The organism is Roseobacter sp. CCS2, from assembly GCF_000169435.1.
Lineage (GTDB): Bacteria > Pseudomonadota > Alphaproteobacteria > Rhodobacterales > Rhodobacteraceae > Yoonia.
The window spans coordinates 181,118-197,484 of the sequence record NZ_AAYB01000001.1 but is presented as its reverse complement, the minus strand read 5'-3'; the positions used below and the strand labels follow the sequence as shown (position 1 = coordinate 197,484).

13 protein-coding genes and 1 tRNA gene are annotated in these 16,367 nt (G+C 56.1%); 9 read left to right on the top strand and 5 right to left on the bottom strand.

Going from position 1 to position 16,367, the window contains the following annotated elements; genetic code table 11:
* Positions 1-19: 19 nt before the first annotated feature.
* Positions 20-109 (bottom strand) — tRNA-Ser (locus tag RCCS2_RS01060).
* A gap of 232 nt (positions 110-341) precedes the next feature.
* Between RCCS2_RS01060 and RCCS2_RS01055 the strand changes: the two genes are divergently transcribed.
* The 3 genes from RCCS2_RS01055 to RCCS2_RS01045 are packed head-to-tail and all read left to right on the top strand — an operon-like array spanning position 342 to position 5,702.
* Positions 342-962, top strand: a complete 621-nt coding sequence (locus tag RCCS2_RS01055) for an ImuA family protein (protein ID WP_156788392.1) — start codon at positions 342-344, stop codon at positions 960-962.
* Entirely contained in the window at positions 931-2,397 is a 1,467-nt protein-coding gene (locus RCCS2_RS01050; protein WP_008230639.1) for a Y-family DNA polymerase, read from the top strand. Before RCCS2_RS01055 ends, RCCS2_RS01050 begins: the two co-directional genes overlap by 32 nt.
* A complete protein-coding gene (locus RCCS2_RS01045) occupies positions 2,397-5,702 on the top strand; it encodes an error-prone DNA polymerase (protein ID WP_008230637.1) in 3,306 nt (1,101 codons plus the stop codon). The genes RCCS2_RS01050 and RCCS2_RS01045 overlap by 1 nt, the downstream gene beginning before the upstream one ends.
* An 8-nt stretch (positions 5,703-5,710) precedes the next feature.
* Here RCCS2_RS01045 and RCCS2_RS01040 read toward each other — a convergent pair whose 3' ends face one another.
* Both RCCS2_RS01040 and RCCS2_RS01035 read right to left on the bottom strand, forming a co-directional pair.
* Entirely contained in the window at positions 5,711-6,157 is a 447-nt protein-coding gene (locus RCCS2_RS01040) for a MarR family winged helix-turn-helix transcriptional regulator (protein WP_008230636.1), read from the bottom strand.
* 7 nt (positions 6,158-6,164) lie between these two features.
* Positions 6,165-7,304: an Acg family FMN-binding oxidoreductase gene (locus RCCS2_RS01035; RefSeq protein WP_008230635.1), complete on the bottom strand. Its 1,140-nt coding sequence runs from the start codon at positions 7,302-7,304 to the stop codon at positions 6,165-6,167.
* A 158-nt stretch (positions 7,305-7,462) separates the two neighbouring features.
* On the opposite strand from RCCS2_RS01035, the gene RCCS2_RS01030 reads away from it, so the two are divergent.
* The 6 genes from RCCS2_RS01030 (at position 7,463) to RCCS2_RS01005 (ending at position 15,006) form a co-directional block, all read left to right on the top strand.
* Entirely contained in the window at positions 7,463-8,347 is an 885-nt protein-coding gene (locus RCCS2_RS01030; RefSeq protein WP_008230634.1) for a LysR family transcriptional regulator, read from the top strand.
* A gap of 81 nt (positions 8,348-8,428) precedes the next feature.
* Positions 8,429-10,507: a hydantoinase/oxoprolinase family protein gene (locus tag RCCS2_RS01025; protein WP_008230633.1), complete on the top strand. Its 2,079-nt coding sequence runs from the start codon at positions 8,429-8,431 to the stop codon at positions 10,505-10,507.
* Positions 10,504-12,189: a hydantoinase B/oxoprolinase family protein gene (locus RCCS2_RS01020; protein WP_008230632.1), complete on the top strand. Its 1,686-nt coding sequence runs from the start codon at positions 10,504-10,506 to the stop codon at positions 12,187-12,189. The genes RCCS2_RS01025 and RCCS2_RS01020 overlap by 4 nt, the downstream gene beginning before the upstream one ends.
* The gene (locus RCCS2_RS01015; RefSeq protein ID WP_008230631.1) at positions 12,186-13,391 is read left to right on the top strand and encodes an NAD(P)/FAD-dependent oxidoreductase; all 1,206 of its coding nucleotides are present in this window, start codon (positions 12,186-12,188) and stop codon (positions 13,389-13,391) included. Before RCCS2_RS01020 ends, RCCS2_RS01015 begins: the two co-directional genes overlap by 4 nt.
* Positions 13,388-14,173 (top strand): HpcH/HpaI aldolase family protein, encoded by a 786-nt coding sequence (locus RCCS2_RS01010; RefSeq protein WP_008230630.1) that lies wholly within the window; start codon positions 13,388-13,390, stop codon positions 14,171-14,173. Before RCCS2_RS01015 ends, RCCS2_RS01010 begins: the two co-directional genes overlap by 4 nt.
* Positions 14,170-15,006, top strand: a complete 837-nt coding sequence (locus RCCS2_RS01005; protein WP_008230629.1) for an NAD-dependent epimerase/dehydratase family protein — start codon at positions 14,170-14,172, stop codon at positions 15,004-15,006. Before RCCS2_RS01010 ends, RCCS2_RS01005 begins: the two co-directional genes overlap by 4 nt.
* On the opposite strand, the gene RCCS2_RS01000 is transcribed toward RCCS2_RS01005, so the two are convergent.
* Together RCCS2_RS01000 and RCCS2_RS00995 are read right to left on the bottom strand one after the other, a co-directional pair.
* A complete protein-coding gene (locus tag RCCS2_RS01000; protein ID WP_008230628.1) occupies positions 15,003-15,434 on the bottom strand; it encodes a DMT family transporter in 432 nt (143 codons plus the stop codon). The two genes, RCCS2_RS01005 and RCCS2_RS01000, sit on opposite strands and share 4 nt — an antisense overlap.
* Positions 15,431-15,898, bottom strand: coding sequence for a DMT family transporter (locus RCCS2_RS00995; RefSeq protein ID WP_008230627.1), 468 nt, complete (start codon positions 15,896-15,898; stop codon positions 15,431-15,433). Before RCCS2_RS00995 ends, RCCS2_RS01000 begins: the two co-directional genes overlap by 4 nt.
* Between the last annotated feature and the right edge of the window lie 469 nt (positions 15,899-16,367).

The window sequence follows — 16,367 nt, the reverse complement described above, 5'->3', positions numbered from 1 at the left end:
CAACAGGTTAGGGGCCTAATGGCGGAGACGAAGGGATTCGAACCCTCGAACGAGTTTCCCCGTTACTCCCTTAGCAGGGGAGCGCCTTCGACCACTCGGCCACGTCTCCGCTGACGCGTCTAGCAGGAATTTTCTTATAATCACAAGTGGAAAACTGTCTTGTTTATCGCTTTGCATGCCATGTCTGTGTCTGGCCTTGTTTTATTGCGTCCTGAAGATTGTGGAAATTGGAAATTTGGATTAGAACAAAAGATGAACATTAAGACGGATTCGGTGTGTCGTGTATGGGGTCGCTGCGTGTATTCAAAACTTTAACTGGGCAGGGAAAACAGCCTGTCACGATGCCGCACACCTTATCGGAGGCGTTTTTAAGTCCACCGACAGATGCAAGTGCTGTGGGTTTTGCGCTGTCACAGCTGCCCCCCACCAATGCCCCAATCCTGTGGGCGCAAGACCGGTTGTCGCGCAAAGAGGCAGGGCGCCCCGCCTTGGCCGGTATGCCTGCCGACCGCCCAATTATCATGGTCGATCTATCCCGCGCCGCAGATGTGCTTTGGGCGATGGAGGATGGGTTGCGCTGTCATGCGCTGGGCGCTGTAATTGGCGAGGTATGGGGCGATCCGCCCAGCTTGGATTTCACCGCAACCAAGCGGTTGGCCATGCGAGCAGAGGCGGCGGATGTCTCGTGTTGGCTGATTCGCCGTGCGGCCAGCCCCGATCTGAGTGCCGCGCGCGATCGGTGGCGTATCGCCAGTCTGCCATCCACCCCACATCCATACGACCCGCAAGCACCGGGTGCGCCGCGCTGGTCGCTCGATCTGTTCCGTTCGCGCCGGTCCAAGCCTGGGCAATGGGTGGCGACCTATGACGGGGCGGCGGATCGTGTCCATCTCGTTGCCTCAAATGGCGATCGAGCGGTGGAGCCGCGTGATGGAGCGGTGTGGGAGCGCGCCACTGGATGATGTGCCTATGGTGCTGGCCCGCGAGGGGCAGCATGGGCCAGTTATTCATGCTGCCAATCGGATTGCCCGGATTGAGGGCATTCAGCCGGGATCGCGCGTGGTCGATATGCGCGCGATCTGTCCTGAATTGCAGGTCGCATACGCAGATGAAGCGGGCGATCACGCGGCCCTTGACCGGTTGGTTCTTTGGGCGCGACGCTGGTGCCCTTGGACCGTGCGTGATGCCAATAATGGGTTGATTTTGGATACCACCGGGGCTGATCACCTGTGGGGCGGTGAAGCTGAGATGTTGGTTGAGATGGAAACGCAGCTATCCTTATTGGGTTTGACCGCGCGGCTGGCGGTGGCGCCCACTTGGGGAGCGGCTTGGGCTTTGGCACGCTACGGTCCGGTGCGGTCTGTATGTGAACCGGACGAGGCGTATTTTAAGCTGGGACCTCTGCCTGTGACAGGATTGCGGTTGGATGACCCGACGGTGCTTTTACTGCGCCGTTTAGGGCTGAAAACGATTGGCGCCGTCATGGATGTTCCCCGTCTGTCGCTGACACGTCGCTTTGTGAAGGCAGAGTTGCACGCCAATCCGCTGATGCGGTTGGATCAGGTGACGGGCAAGCTGGCCGAGCCTGTCTCAAGCGTCGACGTCAAGCCGGTGATCCGCGTACAGGCACGTCTGGCGGAACCGATCTTTGACCCGACCCCTTACTTGCCGGATCTCTGCGAAGACCTTTGTGAGCAACTTAAGGAAGCAGGGCAGGGCTGCCGTCGCCTGCATCTGACCGTCTATAAAACCGATGGCGATGTGAGCCATATTGATGTGGCGACCTCTGCCTCGACTCATGATCCAGCGCATTTGCATAGCCTGTTTCGCGATAAGGTGGAACGGATCAACCCCGGCTTTGGTTTTGATCTGATCACCCTTGCCGCTGGTACTGTCGAAGACATGCAGGACAAGCAGACCCGTCTGGATGGCGGATCAGATAATGATCTACACCTGACCAAGTTGATCGACAGGCTGAGTGCTAAATTTGGTCCGCATGCGGTGACCCGCCCTGTTTTACATCAAAGCCATTTGCCCGAACGGGCCGAGACGCAGATTGCAGCGTTGGCGGAGTATCCCAATAAAGGGGCACCGCTGACCAAAGAACGTCCGCTGCGGTTGCTTGATCATCCCGAAGAAGTGCGTGTGCTTTTTGCCGTGCCTGAAGGTCCACCTGCACAATTCGTCTGGCGAAGGCAGACCCATCGGGTGGCCCGCTATGCTGGGCCGGAACGCATTGCACCGGAATGGTGGAAGGATCGCCCCGGCACGCGACTGCGCGATTATTTCAAGGTCGAGGATCAGGTCGGGCGGCGGTTGTGGCTTTACCGTGAAGGGCTGCATGAGGATGGGCGTGGTGGCGATCCGCGCTGGTTTGTGCATGGAATGTTTGTCTGATGCCTGAGATGGACAACCAACGCCCAAGGCGCACGATTGAGGATGATGGGTTTACGCCCAACACACCTGCGGCATTTGTTGAACTTGGGGTCACCACCTGTTTTTCATTCCTGCGTGGGGCGTCGGATGCAGTGGACCTTGCCACGACCGCCAACGCGGTGGGGTATGACAAACTGGGCTGCGCGGATTTAAACACGATGGCGGGGGTCGTACGGCTGCATGCAGAAGCCTTAAGGGCACAGATCACACCGGTTATTGGGTGCCGTTTGCAATTGATTACAGGCGAAGAATTCCTTGCCTATCCCCGTGATCGGTCGGCTTATGGGCGGCTGACAAAGCTGCTTTCCAAAGGCAAGATGCATGATGTTGATGGTGCATGGCAGGCCAAGGGCGTGTGTGACATGACGTTAGATGATTTGGCTAAATACAGCGCTGGCGTGCAATTGATTGCCCTGCCGGGGGTGGATCTGGATCATTTCAGCGCAGGACTCAGCCGCCTAAAACGCGCATTGCCTACGCTGAAACATATCGCAGCCAGCTATCTTTATCGCGGTGATGATCGGGCGCGGATCAATCAATTGGATGCGCTGGCAAGCGCGAATGGTATGTCCATTCTGGCAACCAATGATGTGCATTATCATGTACCTGATAGACGGCCATTGCAGGACGTGATGACTTGCATTCTGTATAAAAAGACGATTCAGAAAGCAGGTTTTCTGCTGGATGCCAATGCTGAACGACACCTGAAATCACCTGCGCAGATGGTAAGGCTTTTCGCGGAATGGCCTCATGCGATCACCGCCACGCGTGAGGTCGCGGATGCCTGCACATTCAAGCTCACTGAATTGGCGTATGAGTACCCTAAGGAAACTGTACCTGATGGCGCAACACCGCAAGAATATCTTGAAGATCTGACGTGGAAAGGCGCTGCGTGGCGTTATCCAAACGGTGTGCCAGGCAGCTTAAAGGCGACACTGCGCAAAGAACTGGCGCTGATCGCGAAGCTGGATATTGCTCAGTATTTTTTGACAATCCAACAAGTTGTGAACTTCGCCCGCTATGAATGTAAGCCGCCCATCCTGTGCCAAGGGCGAGGGTCGGCTGCAAACTCTGCCGTGTGTTATGTGCTGGGCATAACTGCCGTGGACCCCGATACAAACGACCTGTTGTTTGAGCGTTTTATCAGCGAGGAACGCAAAGAGCCACCGGATATAGATGTCGATTTCGAACATGAGCGGCGCGAGGAAGTCATCCAGCATATTTACGATAAATATGGGCGCGACCGCGCGGCCCTTTGTGCTACAGTGATCCATTATCGCCCGCGCATGGCTGTGCGCGAGGTGGGTAAGGTCATGGGATTGTCCGAGGATATCACGACGGCACTCTCCAAAACGATCTGGGGGTCATGGGGTCGCGAGGTCGGTGCAAAAGAAGCGGCAGAGGCTGGGATTGATCTCAAAGACCCGCTGATGGCGCGCACGATTAAACTGGCCGATCAGATGATTGGGATGCCACGCCATTTGGGTCAGCACGTGGGCGGTTTCATCCTGACCGAAAAGCCGCTGCTGGAAACCGTGCCGATCGGCAACGGTGCCATGCCAGAGCGCAGTTTTATCGAATGGGACAAGGACGATATTGACGAGTTGCGCATACTGAAGGTCGATGTGCTCGCACTTGGGATGCTGACCTGCATCCGCAAGGCGTTCGACCTGATCGAAGCGCATTATGGGGAAAAGCTGACGCTCGCGAGTATCGAAGAGGGTGATAAACCCACCTATGATATGCTGTGCAAGGGCGACAGCCTTGGGGTGTTTCAGGTCGAAAGCCGGGCGCAGATGAATATGCTGCCGCGCCTCAAACCCCGTGAGTTTTATGACCTGGTCATTCAGGTTGCCATTGTCCGCCCGGGTCCAATTCAGGGAGACATGGTGCATCCGTATTTGCGCAGGCGTAACGGACAGGAGCCTGAAGAGTATCCTTCGCCCGGGCCTGACCATGACCCGGATGAGTTGCGCAAAGTCCTCAAGCGCACCAAAGGCGTGCCGATCTTCCAAGAGCAGGCCATGAAAATTGCGATGGTTGCTGCAGAGTTTTCCCCTGATGAGGCCAATCAATTGCGCAAAGCGATGGCCACATTTCGGTCACGCGGTACGATTGGCGCGTTGGAGGAAAAGATGGTCGGCCGCATGATCCGGCGCGGGTATGATCCTGAATTCGCCACTCGTTGTTTCAACCAGATTAAGGGCTTCGGTGACTATGGCTTCCCCGAAAGCCACGCCGCTAGTTTTGCGCATCTGGTCTATGTCTCAAGCTGGATTAAATGCCACTACCCGGATGTATTTTGTGCGGCCTTGCTGAATTCCCAACCGATGGGGTTTTATGCCCCTGCCCAGATCGTGCGCGATGCCCGCGAACATGGTAAAATCGTGCGCGCGCCAGACGTTAATTACAGCGATTGGGACAACACGCTGGAACCGATTGCGCCTGGTCAGTTCGCTGTGCGCCTTGGCCTGCGCCAAATTGATGGGGTGCGGGAAGACATGGCACAGCGTATTGTGGATGCGCGCCAGCAGCCTTTTGACAGCCTCACCGATTTGAAAACCCGTGCACGTCTGGATGCAGGCACCATACGTAAGCTGGCGTCGGCTGATGGGGTGCGATCCATGACGCTGGACCGCAGACAAGCGCTTTGGGATGCGCGTGCGCTGCGCGATGCACCTGACTTGCCATTGTTTTCTGAAAACAAGGATGAAGGTGCAGAAGTGCGGTTTGATTTGCCACAGATGCCCATCTGCGAACATGTGGTGGCCGATTATGAGACCACGCGGTTGTCACTCAAGGCACACCCGATGTCATTCCTGCGCAAAAGTATGGATAAGCAAGGCTATACACCAACCCGCATGCTGGATCAGCTACGCAACGGTCAGCAAATTAAACTCGCGGGCATCGTCCTGATCCGCCAACGCCCTGGCAGCGCCAAAGGTGTCTGTTTCATCACAGTCGAGGATGAAAGAGGTGTCGCCAATCTGGTCGTCTGGCCCAAAGTGATGGAGGCGTTTCGCAAAGTGATCATGCGCGCCCGTATCATTGACGTGCGCGGCATGGTGCAGCGCAGCGAAGATGTGATCCACGTCGTGGCCCATCATCTGACGGACCGCAGTGATGCGTTGGAGCGGTTGTCACATGACCAACTGGACCCACCCTTGGCCCATGCAGATGAGATTGCAAAATCCATCCCGCATGATCCGCGCGGGCAACATCCGCGTAATGTACGCGTCATACCCAAATCGCGCGATTTTCATTAGTGGCGGCATCAAAGCCCGCGATTGTCATCCAGATATGATCGGATTTGTTCCAACGCAGGCAGCAGCGCAGTGACGGCGGATGGTCCAAGGTCATCCGCTATTTTTTGCAAAGGATCCGCCATTGCGGCAATAGCCGCAGATTGCATCTGACGCCCGGCATCGGTCAGAAACACCACCTTGCTGCGTCCATCGGTGTCATGGGGTGCCATACGGATCAGGGCGCGCTTTTCCAGCATTGCAAGCGTATGTGTCATCGTTGTCTTGGGCACCTGAAATGCATTGGCAATGGCAAGGGGGGTCTTGCCATCACCAAGCCGCACAAGGTGGTTGAGCACCGAAAAGTGAGAGATGTGCAAGCCTTCTGGCAAGCGTGACTGGAACACAGCACTGCTGAGCTGGTTGATAATCCCCACCTCATTGAAGAATTGAAACAGTGCTTTGTGGTCGTCGTTCATCGCGGTCTCAAATCAATTTGGCATCCAAAGGCCAGCGCGGGCTGCGTCCGACGTCGATACCATAGCCTAGCCTGCAAAGCATTTGCACTGTCTCGCCCGCGCGCGCAAGCATCTGGTGAATGCGCGTATAATGGTCTGCCATCTCGGGGTATTCTTGCAAAGCCTGACTAAGGGGCTGCATGCTAAGCCCTGCGGCAGTGGCTGCAAGGTTCAGCCGCACCCAATCGCGCCCTGCATTGATCTGATCTGTACGTGTATTGCCTTGTGTGACTTGCCACAGATGCCCCATCGCGGTTTCGGTGTTTTCCAACACGGCCACTTTGCCTTGCGCAAACATCGTGGAAGATGTGTCAAGCGTACCTTCGCGTGTCATCAAACCAAAGGCACCCAGCGTTTCAAACATGGGGCCGGAAAAGTCGATCCCGTCGGGGTTTGCTTCAACCTCGGCCTTGCCGATCCGGAACAGATCGACGCTTTCCTTAAACGTACGTGGTGTGTCGATTTCGATATTCAGTGCCTCTGATGTCAACAGACGCAGTTCTGCAATGCTCTGATCCGACGTATCACCATCAATACGACTGCCATGCACAGCCGCCGCGCCGATTGTGCCAATCAATGCTGGATCAACGGTACGTGACAGATCGAACGGTTCTTTGTTTGATCGGCGCGACATCACATGACGAAACAGCCGGTCCTTGCCCAGTGTGTCATCCTGCCGGAAAGTGGCGACAGCCACGGGGCGCCCATCAAGCGCAGTCAGGTCTGATCCTTCGGGAAAGAGGTCAAGATCAACCGCATAGCCGTCTTCGGCGGCGGCCATCACCATCAGTTCCAGAAAGCATCCCAAGCCAATGGTAATTTGCCGGTTGAACGGGTCGGTGTGGGGGAGCATCCGGTCTTGGTCAACTTGCAGTATGACGGTGTCTGGTGTCGATAAATCAACCATCCAAGGCTGCCGATTGTGCGGATTGGGTGCAAGGATCGCGTAGGATAGCGCGCGTTTGCGCGGTTCTTCATAAATCACACCGGCCTGATCCCACGGTGCCAGCGCTGCTGTTGGTGTGCGGCTTGCGATTGTGCCAACAGTGGCTGTCGCTGCAACAATAATACCGCCGCCCGAGAGGGCAAGAAACTTGCGTCTGTTCATTTGTCATCTCCATATAATTCGATATCGCACTACATAGTACGATGTCGAATTATAATCAAGTGCGATGTCGTACTTTTATATTTTGACGCTATCCGATGCTGTTCCTTTGGCTGGATTGATCATATTCATGTCCCAGATATCTGATGTGAAAGACCACTATGCGGCTGAACCTCAAACAACTCGAAGCTTTCGTCTGGGTCGCTGACTTGCAAAGCTTTCGCCGTGCCGCAGAGCGTTTGAATACCACGCAGCCGAATATCTCGGCCCGGATTGCGGGACTGGAACAGGCGCTGGGCACGACCCTGATGACACGTGATGCAGGATCAGTGCGATTAACAGGCAAGGGCCAGGACCTGCTTGCCCATGCCCGCCGCGTGTTGGATGCCACGGATGCGCTGATTGCCGCTGCTGATCAGAAAGCATTGATTGAAGGTACGCTGCGTTTGGGTGTGACCGAGATGATTGTGCACACGTGGTTGCGCGCTTATCTGCGGCGCTTGAAAGAGGTCTATCCTCGGCTATCGGTTGAATTGACCGTCGATTTTTCGGTCCAGCTTGAAAAAGGCCTTGCTGAACGAACCCTTGATCTTGCGCTGCAAAACGAACCCTTCAGCCGCCTTGCGACAGGGCAGCTTGAAATTGGGGCGTATATGCTGGTGTGGGTCGCGTCACCTGACTTGGGCTTGCCAGTATCACAAACGATAGAAACGCTGGCTGCGCAACCAATCCTGACCCATGCCCGCGACACACGGCTTTTTGAGGAAATCGCGGCACATTTCGGACCACGCCGTGATCTTGCACCCTGTTTGGTGCCGTCGACAAATCTGGCCGCCTGCCAGACCATGACGATTGATGGTATGGGCGTTGCGGCCTTGCCGCTTGCGATGGTGAAACAAGATTTGGCGTCGGGGGTATTGATGCAGCTTCACTATGATTGGGTGCCAAAGCCGCTATATTTCTTTGCCCGCTATGATGCAGAGCGTGCGCCTCGTATCGTGGCAGAGGCGGCAGAGGTCGCGGTGAAGATTACGAAGGATCAATAAATCTGATCCTTTCTATTACTTTAAAAAATTGGAAGTGATCAAATCGCTGCGTTACGGTTTATCCGAAATCAAAAGGTGGCAATGATGCAAGACCAGACGCGCTTGGGTGTTGATATTGGCGGCACGTTCACGGATGTGGTCCTTGAAGTGGGCAAGCGCCAGTTCTCGACGAAAGTTCTGACAACCTACGCCGCCCCCGAAAACGCGATCATCGACGGGATGCATCAGGTCTGCACCAAGGCCGGGATCAGTCCTGCGCAGATCGAACAGATCATTCATGGCACCACGCTGGCAACCAACGCATTGATCGAACGGCGTGGGGCCAAGACTGCGCTGATCACCACGATGGGTTTTCGCGATGTCATCGAAATGCGCACAGAAAGCCGGTTTGAGCAATATGACCTGAACCTGCAACTGCCAGAGCCGCTTTTGCCACGCCAGCACCGATTTACGCTGAAAGAGCGTATGGATGCGCAAGGCCATGTGTTGATCCCGCTGGAGCGGACTGAGATTGAGGCGTTAGCCGATGCGATGGCACCCTACGGGTTTGAGAGCATCGCGATTGGCCTGATCCACGCCTATCTGAACGACCGCCACGAACAGATGATCCGTGATGTTTTCGCTGACAAATTACCGGGTGTGATGATTTCGCTGTCTTCCGAAGTCTCGCCGCAAATGCGCGAGTATGAGCGGTTTAATACGACCGTCGCGAACGCCTATATCAAACCTTTGATGAAATCGTATTTGGGCCGTCTTAAGGGCCGTCTGGCTGATGAAGGCGCGGCTTGTCCGATCTTTCTGATGCACTCTGGCGGGGGCATCATCAGCTTAGAGAGCGCGGCGGACTTTCCTGTGCGTTTGGTAGAATCCGGTCCTGCGGGTGGTGCTGTTTTTGCTGCCAATATCGCGGCACGTTATGGCCTGAACAAGGTGCTGTCTTTTGATATGGGCGGCACGACGGCCAAGATTTGCCTGATCAAGAACCAGACCCCCAAAACCGCGCGGGTGTTTGAGGTGGCGCGGACCTATCGCTTTAAAAAGGGGTCCGGCATGCCAATTTCGATCCCGGTGATTGATATGGTCGAAATTGGGGCCGGGGGCGGCAGCCTTGCCCATGTTGATGCGATGCGCCAAATCCGTGTGGGGCCGGAAAGTGCGGGGTCAGAGCCGGGGCCGGCTTGTTATGGGCGGGGCGGCGAACGCCCGGCGGTCACGGACGCGGACCTGATCTTAGGTAAACTGGACCCTGACAACTTCGCAGGCGGGTCGATGAAACTGCACAGTGATGCATCCGCGCAAGCGCTGACTGCATTGGGCGAACCTTTGGATATGGATGCGCAAACAGCCGCCTTTGGTCTGGCCGAAGTTGTTGATGAAAACATGGCAAACGCCGCCCGCGTCCATGCGGTTGAGAATGGCGAAGACCTTGCTGATTATACGATGATCGCTTTTGGCGGTGCGGCCCCGCTCCATGCCGGTCGGTTGTGTGAAAAGCTGGGGGTGGACCGGTTGCTGGTGCCAACCGGTGCTGGCGTCGGCTCTGCGATTGGGTTCCTGCGCGCGCCGTTCAGCTTTGAAGCGACCCGCAGTGTATACATGAAACTGTCGCACTTTGCGCCTGACACAGTGCAGACCCTGCTGCGCGAGTTGGAAACAGAAGCCACGGGTTTTGTCCGCACCTGCGACGCCAAAGCGTCGATCAGCGCCGAATACAAAGTCTACATGCGCTACACGGGCCAAGGCTGGGAAATCCCCATCGCTTTGAGCGCGAAACAAGCGGCAAACCCAGACGCTGCGACCTTCCAAGCGCTGTTTGAGGCAGACTATACAACCCTCTTTGGGCGCACCGTCGCGGGCATGGATATCGAAATCACCGTCTGGGCCGTGAATGCGACGACACAGGCTGCGAAAGCCGACAGTTTGGATGAAACGCCAAAAGGTCAGTCAGGTGCTGTCGATTGTACACGCGCACTTTTTGATCCGGTCCAAGGTGCCGCCAGTGATGCCGCGGTGGTTTTACGCGACACACTGAACCCCGGCGATACGGTGGCAGGCCCCGCGTTGATCACCGAGGATGAAACCACAATCGTCATCCCCAACAGCCGTACCGCCATCGCGCGGCCCGATGGCACCATCGACATCACGGAGAAACGGACATGAGCAACGTTGCCTATCAAGTCATGTGGAACCGCCTGATCTCGGTCGTGGAAGAACAGGCGCAGGCGCTGGTGCGCACGGCTTTTTCAACCTCTGTGCGCGAAGCGGGTGATCTTTCGGCGGGCGTGTACAACGCCAAAGGTCTGATGCTGGCCCAAGCTGTCACTGGCACCCCCGGCCACGTCAACGCGATGGCAGACGCCGTGGCGCATTTCATCCGCCGCATCGGGCGTGAGAACATTAACGAAGGTGACGTTTATATCACCAACGACCCGTGGGAAGGCACAGGACATCTGCACGATATTACCGTCGTCAGCCCATCTTTCCACAAAGGCCACCACGTTGGCTTTTTTGCCTGTACGGCCCATGTCGTCGATATCGGCGGGCGCGGCTTTGGTGCCGATGCGGCGAGCGTTTACGAAGAAGGCCTGTACATCCCGATCATGAAATTCGTGGATCGCGGGACAGTCGATGACACCCTGATCCGCATCGTGCGGGGCAATGTGCGCGAGCCTGATCAACTGGTGGGTGATATCTATGCGCTGGCCACCTGCAATGAGATCGGACATCGGCGTCTGGTCGAGATGATGGATGAATTCAACCTCACCGATCTGGAAGGTATTGGCGATTTCATCCTCGAGAATTCGCGCCGCGCGACGTTAGAGCGGATTGCCGCATTGCCGCGCGAGACCGCGACGGGTGCCATGCGCATCGACGGGTTTGCGACGCCGATTGATCTGAAGGTGAAACTGAGCATCGAAAAGGACCGGATGCATTGCGATTTCACTGGCACATCTGGCCTTGATAAAAAGGGTATCAACGTGCCGCTGGTCTATACCAAGGCCTACGCTTGCTATGCGCTGAAATGCGCTGTGGCCCCCGAAATTCCCAATAATGCCGCATCATTAGCGCCTTTTGAGGTATCGGCGCCAGAGGATAGTATCGTCAACGCCGTGCATCCAGCACCTGTCGCGTTGCGACATGTCATCGGGCATATGATCCCCGATACAGTCTATGATGCATTGGACAAAATCCTGCCAGCAACAGTGCCGGCCGAAGGGGCAGGGTGTCTATGCAATTTCCAGGTCTCACTGCGCCCGGTGCAAGGCAAACAAGGACAACGCGCTGAGGTGCTGACCTTCAACTCTGGCGGGGCAGGTGCGCGGCCAACGGTTGACGGGTTGAACGCAACAGCATTCCCCTCCGGCGTGATGACAATGCCGATTGAGGCGACTGAACACACTGGCCCTGTCATCATTTGGTGCAAGGAATTGCGTCCCGATAGTGGTGGTGCCGGTGAATATCGTGGTGGTCTGGGGCAATATATGGAAGTGGGTGCCGCCGAGGGCCATGAGTTTGATTTCTCGGCCATGTTTGACCGCGTTGACCACCCCGCGCGTGGACGGCAAGGCGGGCAGGATGGCGCGCCGACAACGATTGCGCAAGATGACGGCACCCTGATGCAAGGCAAAGGCAAACAGCATGTGGCCGAAGGGCGGCGCGTGATGCTCGCCTTCCCCGGTGGCGCGGGTTACGGCGACCCGTCGCAGCGTGACCCTGAAATGGTCAAACGCGATCTTGCACGCGGCTATATTTCTGCCGAAGCTGCTCGTGACGACTATGGGATGAGCGCAGAAGCAGTGGATGCTGTTCTTGCCGCCACAGCAAAGGGGAAAACCGCATGACGCAAGCGCCAGCCAAAACCAGCTATGACGTCGTGATTGTTGGCGGGGCGATGTATGGATCGTCTGTTGCGTGGTTTCTCACCGACAACCCGGATTTCGACGGTTCGATCCTCGTGGTGGAACGTGATCCGACGTATGAGTTCACATCGACTTCGCACACCAATTCCTGCATGCGCCAGCAGTTCAGCGCCGCAGTCAATGTGAAGGTGTCGCAGTTTGCGGCTGATTTCGTAAAGAACTTTCGCGACTATATGGGTGGCGACCCGCGCGTGCCAGACGTGGTGCTGCAAAGCTATGGCTACATGTATCTGGCCGATAATGAAGACTTTGCAGCGACCTTGCGCGAAAGCCAGAAGGTGCAGGCGGCGAACGGTGCTGGCACCAAATACATGACCCGCGATGAGATCGCGCAAGACTATCCGTTCTACAACCTCGATGACATCGTCGCGGCGAACCATAATCTGGTGGATGAAGGGTATTTCGACGGCAACACGTTGTTTGACTGGTGGAAACGGTCCGCCAAGGAACGCGGGGTGGACTATCTGACCAATGAGGTCGTGGCGATGAACCGCAATGCGGCCGGGAACAAGGTGGAAAGCGTGATCCTGAAATCCGGTGAGGTGATCACATGTGGTACGGTCGTCAACGCCTCTGGCCCCCGCGCTGTGCTGACAAGCCGCATGGCGGGTATCGACATTCCGGTCGAGCCGCGCAAACGCTATACCTTTATTTTTGAGGCAGAAAAGCCGCTTGATCGCGACCTGCCACTGACGATTGACCCCTCGGGCGTGCATATGCGCACCGACGGTACCTATTATCTTGCAGGCTGCCCGCCGGATGAGGACCCGGCGGTCGACTACGATGATTTCGTGCAGGACCACAGCATTTGGGAAAATAAAGTCTGGCCTGTGCTTGCCACCCGTATCCCACAGTTTGAAGCAATCAAGTTGCGCAACTCTTGGGCGGGGCATTATGCCTATAACACCTTTGATCAGAATGCGATTTTGGGGCCGCATACCCAAGTAGAGAACTTTATCTTTGTGAACGGCTTTTCTGGTCACGGATTTCAGCAATCGCCCGCAATGGGGCGGGGGACAGCAGAGATGATCACCTACGGCGAATATCGCGCGCTTGATCTGAGCTCGTTTCACTATGATCGGCTTGAGAAGGGCAAAAAATTTATCGAGAAGGCTGTGATATGAAGATGGCTCCTAACGCTTTCCTTGCCGCGATCCGCGAAGGCCACCAGCAGATCGGTCTTTGGATCAGCCTGTCACATAATTATGCGGCCGAGGTGGTGGCGAGTGCGGGCTATGACTGGCTACTGGTCGATATGGAACATGCCCCCAGCGAAATAGGCACGGTTCTAGGGCAATTGCAGGCGATAGCGCCGCATGGGTCCACAGCGATTGTACGTCCGCCCTGGAACGACACCGTGATGGTGAAACGCCTGCTGGATGTGGGCGCACCGGGCCTTTTATTTCCGATGGTGCAGTCAGTCGAAGAAGCGCAGGCGGCGGTTGCCGCCTGTCGTTATCCACCCAATGGTGTGCGAGGTGTGGCAGGGTCCATCCGTGCCAATAATTTTGGTCGGGTCACGAATTATTATGCCAAAGCAGATGACCAAACAGCCGTGATGGTACAGGTTGAAACGCAATCGGCCATCGCGCAATCGCTTGAGATTGGTCAGGTGGATGGCGTTGACGGTGTTTTCTTTGGTCCCGCTGATATTGCGGCCGATATGGGGCTTCTGGGCCAACACATGTCGGATGAGGTCTGGAACCTGATCCTGCCCGCGGCCCGCAAACTGATGGATGCAGGCATCCCGGTCGGTACATTGGTGACCGATCCGGCATTTGCGCAAAAACTGCTGGCAGAAGGGTTCACTTTTGTGGCCTGCGGCACCGATACGAATTTACTGGCGAAAGGCGCCGATGCCCTGCTTGCGCAAATGCGCGCGGCCACTGGAAAGGAAAACGAATGAAGAAGCTTGTTTTGACAGGGGCCGCCGGCGCGCTTGGGTCCCGCCTGCGCGGGCCTTTGAAGAAGATGTGCGACGCATTGGTGTCGACCGATATTGTCGATGATATCGGCGCATTGCAGGACGGTGAAACCTATGTGCAGGCCGACGTCTCGAACCTTGATGCAATGCTGAAGATCATCGAGGGGGCTGATATGGTCATCCATTTCGGCGCTATCGCGGATGAGGCGGCTTGGGATGACATACTGCAATCCAACATCATCGGCGCTTATAATGTGTGGGAGGCCGCCTATCGCTGCGGTGTCAAACGGGTGGTCTATGCAAGCTCTGTTCATGCGGTCGGTATGCATAAGAAAACCGACACCATCGGTCTTGATGCCCCGCACCGCCCTGACACGTATTACGGCCTTGCCAAATGCTTTACCGAGGACCTTGCGAGCCTGTACTGGGACAAACGCGGGATTGAGAGCGTGTGTTTGCGGATCTTTTCCTGCGCACCGGCCACAAATGCGCGTAGCATCGGCACGTGGCTGTCCTATGACGATCTGATCCATCTGGTGGAACGGTCCGTCGATAGTCCTGTTGTGGGCTTTACGATTGTCTATGGCATTTCCAACAATGACCGGGCCGTGGTTGATAATACCAAAGCAGGTCATCTAGGGTATCGCCCCAAGGATAACGCGGAAGAATTTGCTAAAGACGTGTTTGCAGGGGCGCCACCTTTGGACAACACAGACCTTGCCAATTTGTGCATCGGTGGCCCCTTTGCGACGGTTGAGTTGGGAAATTCGGGCGTTGCAGGCATCGCCCAGATGAACACTGGTGGCGACGACTAGGACGATTTTTTGCCGCCATGGGCCACCCACATGCCCGCCATGATCAAAGCCACACCCAAGGTACGCGCCCAAAGATTGCCGGGCGCGCCCATAATGATATCCAGCAGGACACCGGATATCATCTGGCCTGCAATGATCAAAAGGGCGGTTTGTGCGGCGCCGATCCGTGCGATCAGCCAACTGCCTGCCGCAATAAAGATCACGCCAATTGGCCCGCCTAAATACGCCCACCAAGGGGATGCTTCGGGTTCTCCGGCGAACAAGCCGCCAACCAGCAAGGCGACGCCAGTGATGAAAACCAGTCCCACAATATGGTTCCAGAATGACGACTCCATCGCCGAAGTCGACAGCGCCAAGCGCCCGTTGATCTGACGGCTAAGTGACACCAGAACACCGGCAAGGATCGCGAGGGTGGCAAACCAGATCATGACCCGCTTCCGAAGAAGATCAGGATCAGGCTGCCTGCGATGATAAACATCAAGGCAACATAGTCACGCCGAACCGGCGTGCGTTGCGGCAAGCCAAATAAACCGCGCATATCGGCAAAAAGGCTGAACACCATCTGCCCGGCCAAACCAAGCGCGATGGTGCCTGAAAGTGCCAAAGCGCTGTTCAGGGTCGCAGAGGTCAGCATCACCGTCACCGCACCTGACACACCGCCCAAATAGACCCACCATGGTGGGCGCGCTTGTTGCGCCCGTTTTGGCCTTAGAAACACCAAAAAAATCAAGGCCGCGACAGTGCCCGTCAGATGCGGCACCCAAGATGCAAAAAACAGTGATCCATAGGCCGCGAGCGTGCCATTAAATAGCACCATCAACGACAAAAGCCCGCCTGCTCCGAAAGCGGCGGCGAAATAGATCAGCTGATTGGGTTGCGACGGTTGCGACATAGCCGCAGGTGTCTAGCTTTCTGCTGTGGAACGCAATTGCTGTTGGCGCTTTATGGCACCAAAATGTTGCTTTGGCAGATCGGGACGGGACGATTTGATCTGCCGTAGCTGCGATACCAGCAGGCGATTGGCAGGTGAAAGCCAAAGGGCGCCATAATGCGACATCCATGATGGCGCGGCCTCAATTGCATAAGCGTGTAATATCATTTTCCGCTCATGTGCTGAAAGCCCATCGAAAGCCACACAGCAGTTTTCTTTGCGTATAAGATCAATGCAAAGCGCCATCAGCGGGGGGGCATCACCCTCTTGTGTCGGAGCAGTAAGCGCGGACCCATACATGTGAGGCAAATTGGCATTCAACCTGGTGAAGCGCCGCTTCACGGTTTGATGGACCAATAGCCACAACGCAGCCAAACCGATGAACACGACAACAAGACTAATAGGCACGTTTGATCCTCATTACTGCCCC